Origin of the sequence: Mesorhizobium sp. M7A.F.Ca.MR.148.00.0.0, assembly GCF_003997735.1 — a bacterium.
Lineage (GTDB): Bacteria > Pseudomonadota > Alphaproteobacteria > Rhizobiales > Rhizobiaceae > Mesorhizobium.
Map to the genome: position 1 here is coordinate 1 of NZ_RZTB01000189.1, position 6,359 is coordinate 6,359.

Sequence of the window (6,359 nt, forward strand, 5' to 3'; positions counted from 1 at the left end):
TTCGGCGACATCTCCCCCTCGAGGGGGGAGATCAGCAGCGCCTGAATTGCTCGGCTTCCCGTAAACCGGCGTCTCAATGCCTTCCATCCGCGCCTTGATCTGCAGCGCCACATATTTCGAATAGAAGCGCGACAGCGCCAGATTGCCGCCGTGGAACCACAGCGCTTCCTGCGCGGTCGGCTTCCACATGTTGCGCAGCTCGCCTTGCCAGGGTCCGGGGTCGCCCTTGACGCCCGAGCCAAGCCCCCAGCAGGGGCCGACCTTGTCGGCGACTTCGCGCGAGACGATCGAAGCCACCGTCTCGTTCATCGACTGATAGCCGGTGCAGGCGATGATGGCGTCGGCGGCGAGTTCACTGCCGTCCTCGAACAGGATGCCGCTCGGGGTCAGCGACTTGATGGCGACGCCGCTGCGGATGCCGATCTTGCCGTCGATGATCAGGTCGGAAGCGCCGACATCGATATAGTAGCCGGAGCCGGTGCGGTAGGCCTTCATCAGAAGGCCGGTCTCGTCGTCGCCGAAATCGAGGGCGAAGCCGGCGGCGCGCAAGCGGTCGTAAAAGGCCGCGTCGCGCGCCTTGATCACCTCGTAAAGCGCCCGCTGCCCCTTGGGCACCAGCGCGAACGGCGTCGAGGCGACGATCATGTCGGCCTTCTCGGTGGTGATGCCGCGTGCCAGTGCGTCTTCCGAGAAGATCTCGAAGCCGACTTCCATCAGCGTGTCCGATTTGACCACCGTCGTCGGCGAACGCTGGATCATTGTGACCTCGGCGCCGCTTTCCCAGAGGTCGACGCAGACGTCATGGCCGGAGCTTGCCGCGCCGATGACCGCGACTCGTCTGCCGCGGAATTTGTCGCCGCTGGCATACTGGCTGGAGTGCAGCAACTCGCCCTTGAACCGGTCGGCGCCCGGCAGATCGATCCGCCGTGGCGGACCGTAGGCGCCGGTGGCGAAGACGATGTGCTTGGGCTTCAGCGTGATCTGCCGGCCGACGCGGTCGACCACCACGGTCCAGACTTTCTCCGCCTCGTCATAGCTGGCGCTAAGGCATTTGGTGGCGACCCAATAATTGAGCTCCATGACGCGCGTGTACATTTCCAGCCAGTCGCCCATCTTGTCCTTGGGCGTGAACACCGGCCAGTTCTCGGGGAAGGGAATGTAGGGCAGATGGTCGTACCAGACCGGGTCGTGCAGCACGAGCGTGCGGTAGCGGTTACGCCAGGAATCGCCCGGCCGCGCATTCTTCTCGATGACGATGGTCGGCACGCCGAGCTGGCGCAGCCGCGCCCCCAGCATGATGCCGCCCTGGCCGCCGCCGATGACCAGGCAGTAGGGCTGTTCCTCGGTGCCGAGCTCGCGCGTCTCGCGCGCCCGCGCCTCCGACCAGGTCTCGCGCCTGGGATCGGCCTTGTGGCGCACGCCAAGCGGCCGCTTCGCCCCCTTGCGCTCCTCGAAGCCTTTCAGGTCCGTCATTGCCGTGAACAGCGTGCGGCAGCGGCCGTCGCGCAGCCGCATGATGCCCTCTCCCCTGGCCACCGCGGTTTCGAAGCTGAACCACGCCTCGATGGTGCCATCGTCCGAGATCGCCTCGCCGGTCAGTTGCCACGCGCTCGGCTTGGCCGTCGCCAGCGTCGCCGCCAGCATGTCGGCGATCGCTTCGCGGCCTTCCATGGTGGTGATGTTCCAGGTGAAGGTCAGGAGATCGCGCCAGTAGCAATCGTCGACGAACAGGTTGCTCGCAGCGGCCACGTCGCCGGCTGCGAGCGCCTGCGCCAGGGATTCGAGCCATGCGGCGGCCTGTTTCGTCGGTGCTATTTCGAGCATTTCTTTCCTCTTTGTGCATGCGCCCAATCCAAGTTGGGATCATCAATTGTTGAACTCGGCGCCGCCCCTCATCCGCCTGCCGGCGTTCGTCGTTCGAAAAGCCAAGCAGTTGGCTTTTCGTCCGCTACGCGGACCATTCCTCACCTCCCCGTGAACGGGGAGAAGGGAGCTAGTCTCCGAGCGGCTCCATCTCCTTGCCGGTGCGGTGGATCTGGGCGTTGTATTTGATGCGGCGCACGGTCTCGCGGGCCGAACCGTCGAGCTTGTAGGCCGAGGCCACCGCCAGAAGGTCGATCGCCGCCAGGAAGGCGAAGCGCGAGGCCGTCGGCTTCAGCGTGTCGGGATATTCCGGGACCGCCACCGTCAACCTGACGTCGCAGGCGCGGGCGAGTTCGGTGTCGGGCGCGGTTACGGCGATGGCGTTGGCGCGGTAGTGCTTGGCGAGCTCGACGGCCTCGATCACCTCGCGGGTGCGTCCGGTCGCCGAAATGGCGATCACCAGATCGCCCGGCTTGAGCGTCGAGGCGGTCATGCGCATCAGATAGGGGTCGCACTGGGCGCTGACGGTGATGCCGTAGCGGAACAGCCGGTATTGGGTTTCCTGCGCCAGCGCCGAGGAGCTGCCGCCGAGGCCGAACACGGTGACCTGGCGCGCCTTGGCGATCAAATCGGCGGCTTTCTGCAGCTGCGCCGGGTCGAGCTGCCGCTCGGCCTCCTGCAGCGCCCGGCGCGCCTCGCCGAATACGGCGTTCCAGAACGGCATGCCATTGTCATTGCTGACGGAGGGCGACTTGGCCAGATAGAGCGCACCGACGACGAGGCTCTGCGCCAGCTTCAGCTTGAAGTCGCGCACGCCCTCGCAGCCGATAGCGCGGCAAAACCGGGTCACCGTCGGTTCGCTGACCCCGGCGCGCTGGGCAAGGGCGGCGTTGGAGGCGTCGACGGCATATTTGACGTCGTCGAGCACGACATCGGCGACACGCCGTTCGGCCGGGCGCAATTCGCTGTAGGAATCCTTGACCAGCGAGATGATGTCGGGAATGCGCCGGACAGGATCGCGCCCCTCGGTATCCTGGCCTGGAACAGGCTCGTCCTGGCTGCCAGCTTCGTTCATGGGGTCCTGGTCTTTCCCTGGGTTGCGAGGCTGCCGTCTTAGCATGTTTGCACGCCCTGGCTCCACGCGCCCGACCGCATCGCAACGTAGGGTAAAGATCACCTTCCTCCGGTCCTCTCCGATCCGTGTCAGTTCCGAAGTATGTAGGAAAGCAACATGCATTTCAAGGCCGCAAAAGCGATATTAAAACAATCGGATAAGCATACTAATCGATTTTCCTGATACGGTGGCCATCGTCGGTGCTTGACAGGAAAGTAGGATAGTTACAGACTGATTTTCGCTGGGGATGAGCCAATGGATCATCGCGCAATCTTCCCGGGGGGCAGATGAATACGGGCGATGCAAAAAAGCCGAAGCTTGGCGTGCAGGCAGCGACCAAGATCTATCACACGGCCTCCGGCGACCTGCTGGCGCTGGACCGCTGCAGCCTCGATGTCAGCGCCAATGAAATCGTCTCGATCGTCGGCCCTTCCGGCTGCGGCAAGACCACGCTCTTGTGGTCGATGTCGGGCCTGCACAGCCTGACCAGCGGCGAGATCCGGCTCGATGGCAAGGCGATCACCGGTCCGCATCCCGATATCGGCATCGTCTTCCAGGAGGCGAACCTCCTGCCGTGGCGCAATCTCGACGCCAACATCCGCTTCCCTTTCGAGATCAAGGGCGAGAAGCCGGACCGGGCGTGGATTGCGCATCTGCTGAACCGCGTCGGTCTCGACGGCTTCGGCGGCAAGTTTCCGCGCGAGCTTTCCGGCGGCATGCAGCAGCGCGCGGCGATCGTGCGGGCGCTGGCGTTGAAGCCTTCGGTGCTTTTGATGGACGAGCCGTTCGGCGCGCTCGACAGCTTCACCCGCGAGGAGATGAACCGGCTGGTCGAGGAGATCTGGCTCGACACCAAGACAACCATCGTCTTCATCACCCACTCGATCGAGGAAGCGATCTTCCTCTCCGACCGGGTCGTGGTGCTGAGCGCCCGGCCGGGCCGCGTCGCCAAGGAATATCGCGTGCCGTTTGCGCGGCCGCGCTCGCTTGAGATCATGGCGACGAAGGAGGTCTTCGACCTCACCAACCGTATCAAGATGGACATTGTCGGCGAACGCACGCGGCCAAAAGCAGCGGAGCGCCCGAGCGCCGAGATCGTGAGGATCAGGCCGTGAGCGGGGGCGACGCCATTCCGGAATTCTCGAAGTCCAAGTCGGGTGCCAAGTCGGGCGACGGCCACGAGGTCAGCCTGACCAATCTGTCGGCCTTCGCCAGCGGCCCCGGCATCAAGTCGGGCAAGGAGGTGGCAGCCATTCTTGCCGTGGCGGTGATCATCATCGGCGGCATCGAACTGGCGCTGCGGCTGTTCCACGTGCCGCTCTACATCATGCCGCCGCCGAGCTCGATCGCCTATGCACTGTTCGACGAGTTCCCGCTGATCGCGCCGCATCTCGGCTACACGCTGGTCGAGCTGGTGTCCGGCTTCACCATCGGCGCGATCGTCGGCCTGGTGCTGGCCGCCGTCATCACCCAGTTTCCGTTCGCCGAGAAGATCGTCGCGCCCTACATCCTGCTTCTGGTCACCACGCCGATGCTGGCACTGGTGCCGCTTCTGATCCTGCGCTTCGGCTTCGGCTACACGCCGCGCATCATCGCGGTGGCGCTGGCCGCCGGGCCGATGGTGATGATCAATGCCGCCACCGGCTTTCGCCGCGTCGACAGCGCCAAGATCGCGCTGGCGCGCTCCTATGGCGCCAGCACCTTGCAGATCTTCTGGAAGATCCGTGCGCCGATGGCGCTGCCGATGATCCTGGTCGGGCTGATGATCGGCGCCATCTTCGGCCTGCTGACCGCGGTCGGCGCCGAAATGGTCGGCGGCGGCTTCGGCCTCGGCAACCGGCTGACCACCTATTCGTCGATGATCCAGATGCCGCAGTTCTTCGCCGTGGTGCTGATCCTGTCGACGCTCGGCATCCTGATCTACGTGCTGTTCTTCCTGATAGGCAAGAAATGGGCGAGCTGGGAGGCTTGAACACAAAAGTACAGACGACGCCCGGGAGGCGGGCGGCAAGAGACTGACATCAAACAAAAAAGGGGAATGACATGACCAATAATTTCTCGATCAACCCGGCGGGGATCAGCCGCCGTACTTTCCTGCAGGTGACCGGCGCCGGGCTGGTGACGGCGACGGCGCTTGGCGCCACCGGCCACAAGGCCAGGGCCGAACCCTACGGAAAATTCACCTGGATTTCGCCGCGCGGCACGCTCGAAGTGCTCGACGACTATCCCTACTGGGCAGCCAAGAAGGCCGGCTATTTCGATGGGCTGGACACCGATATGCAGCCGGGGCCGTCGGACGGCACCGCGACGGTGAAGTTCGTCGATGTCGGCCAGGCGGATATGGGCTTCCCGTCGCCCGGCGTGTTCTCCTTCGCCATCCAGAACGGCATGAAGCTGAAGTCGGTGTTCCATATGGGCGCCCGCGACACATTCAGCATCGCCTTCCGCAAGGGCGAGGGCTCGAACGACCTGAAGAAGCTGGAAGGCAAGACCATCCTGCTCGGCTCAGCCGCCTGGCAGTCGATCACCGACCCGCTGCTGGCGGCGCAGGGCGTCGACATCAAGAAGGTCAAATATGTCGAAGCCGGCTGGCCGACATGGGGCACGGCTCTTGCCGGCGGCCAGGGCGACGCTGCCCTGTCGTGGGAAGGCCTGCGCGCCGAATGGATCGCCAAGGGGCTCGACTTCGAATACTGGCTCGGCGTGCAGAACTCGAAGCTGCCGGCGAACACTTTCGTCGTGCGCGCCGCCGATCTTGAGGACGCCGACAAGAAGGCGTTGCTGGAAAAGTACCTGCGCGGCTGGGCGATGGGCCTCGAATTCGGCTACCAGAATCCCCGCGCGGCGGTCGAAGCGGTGTTCGAGCAGTTCCCAACGCTGGCCAAGAATCTCGGGCCGGAGCTCGGCACCACATCGATCCTCCAGCAGATCAACGTCTTCCGCGGCGACATGGACAAACGCGGCGGCTGGGGCTCGCACGACATGGCGAGCTGGCAGGGCTTCTTCGACGAGATCCACAAGATCGGCCAGATCACCGCTCCGGTGAAGGCCGAGGATGTCTGCACCAACGAGCTGATCGGCCCGGCCAATGATTTCGACAAGGCTAAGGTCAAGGCCGATGCCGACGGCGTCAAGCTGTCGGAAGGTTTTGCCGCGCTCGATGTCGAGAAGATCAAGGCGCATCTGTTCGATTCGGCGGTGAAGTAGGGCTGACAATGTCCAGGTCAGCGCCGCCCCTCACCTGCCTGCCGGCATCCTCTCCCCGTAAACGGGGCGAGGGGACGCTGTCGTTGATGATTTCGCCAATCGCCAACATTGCGGCCAGCCCTTTCTCCCCGTCACTATACGGGGAGAAATGCCCGGCAGGGCAATGAGGGGCGGC

At 64.3% G+C, this 6,359-nt stretch carries 5 protein-coding genes; 3 read left to right on the forward strand and 2 right to left on the reverse strand.

Going from position 1 to position 6,359, the window contains the following annotated elements:
- Positions 1 to 1,824, reverse strand: a 1,824-nt coding sequence (locus tag EOB49_RS32205; protein WP_164781885.1) for an NAD(P)/FAD-dependent oxidoreductase, incomplete at its 3' end; no start/stop codon positions are given.
- A 169-nt stretch (positions 1,825 to 1,993) separates the two neighbouring features.
- The gene (locus EOB49_RS32210; protein WP_127273418.1) at positions 1,994 to 2,938 is read right to left on the reverse strand and encodes a MurR/RpiR family transcriptional regulator; all 945 of its coding nucleotides are present in this window, start codon (positions 2,936 to 2,938) and stop codon (positions 1,994 to 1,996) included.
- 326 nt (positions 2,939 to 3,264) lie between these two features.
- Here EOB49_RS32210 and EOB49_RS32215 point away from each other — a divergent pair, with 326 nt between their 5' ends.
- The 3 genes from EOB49_RS32215 to EOB49_RS32225 all read left to right on the forward strand — a co-directional run bounded on the left by EOB49_RS32215 (position 3,265) and on the right by EOB49_RS32225 (position 6,184).
- The gene (locus EOB49_RS32215; RefSeq protein WP_127322104.1) at positions 3,265 to 4,092 is read left to right on the forward strand and encodes an ABC transporter ATP-binding protein; all 828 of its coding nucleotides are present in this window, start codon (positions 3,265 to 3,267) and stop codon (positions 4,090 to 4,092) included.
- The gene (locus EOB49_RS32220; protein WP_127383345.1) at positions 4,089 to 4,949 is read left to right on the forward strand and encodes an ABC transporter permease; all 861 of its coding nucleotides are present in this window, start codon (positions 4,089 to 4,091) and stop codon (positions 4,947 to 4,949) included. Before EOB49_RS32215 ends, EOB49_RS32220 begins: the two co-directional genes overlap by 4 nt.
- Positions 4,950 to 5,020: 71 nt before the next feature.
- Complete coding sequence (locus tag EOB49_RS32225) at positions 5,021 to 6,184, forward strand: ABC transporter substrate-binding protein (RefSeq protein WP_127383346.1); 1,164 nt, start codon at positions 5,021 to 5,023, stop codon at positions 6,182 to 6,184.
- Positions 6,185 to 6,359 lie beyond the last annotated feature (175 nt).

Coding starts and splice junctions, on each gene's coding strand:
- EOB49_RS32225 (WP_127383346.1), top strand. CDS start 5,021: ATGACCAATAATTTCTCGATCAACCCGGCGGGGATCAGCCGCCGTACT.
- EOB49_RS32215 (WP_127322104.1), top strand. CDS start 3,265: ATGAATACGGGCGATGCAAAAAAGCCGAAGCTTGGCGTGCAGGCAGCG.
- EOB49_RS32210 (WP_127273418.1), bottom strand. CDS start 2,938: ATGAACGAAGCTGGCAGCCAGGACGAGCCTGTTCCAGGCCAGGATACC.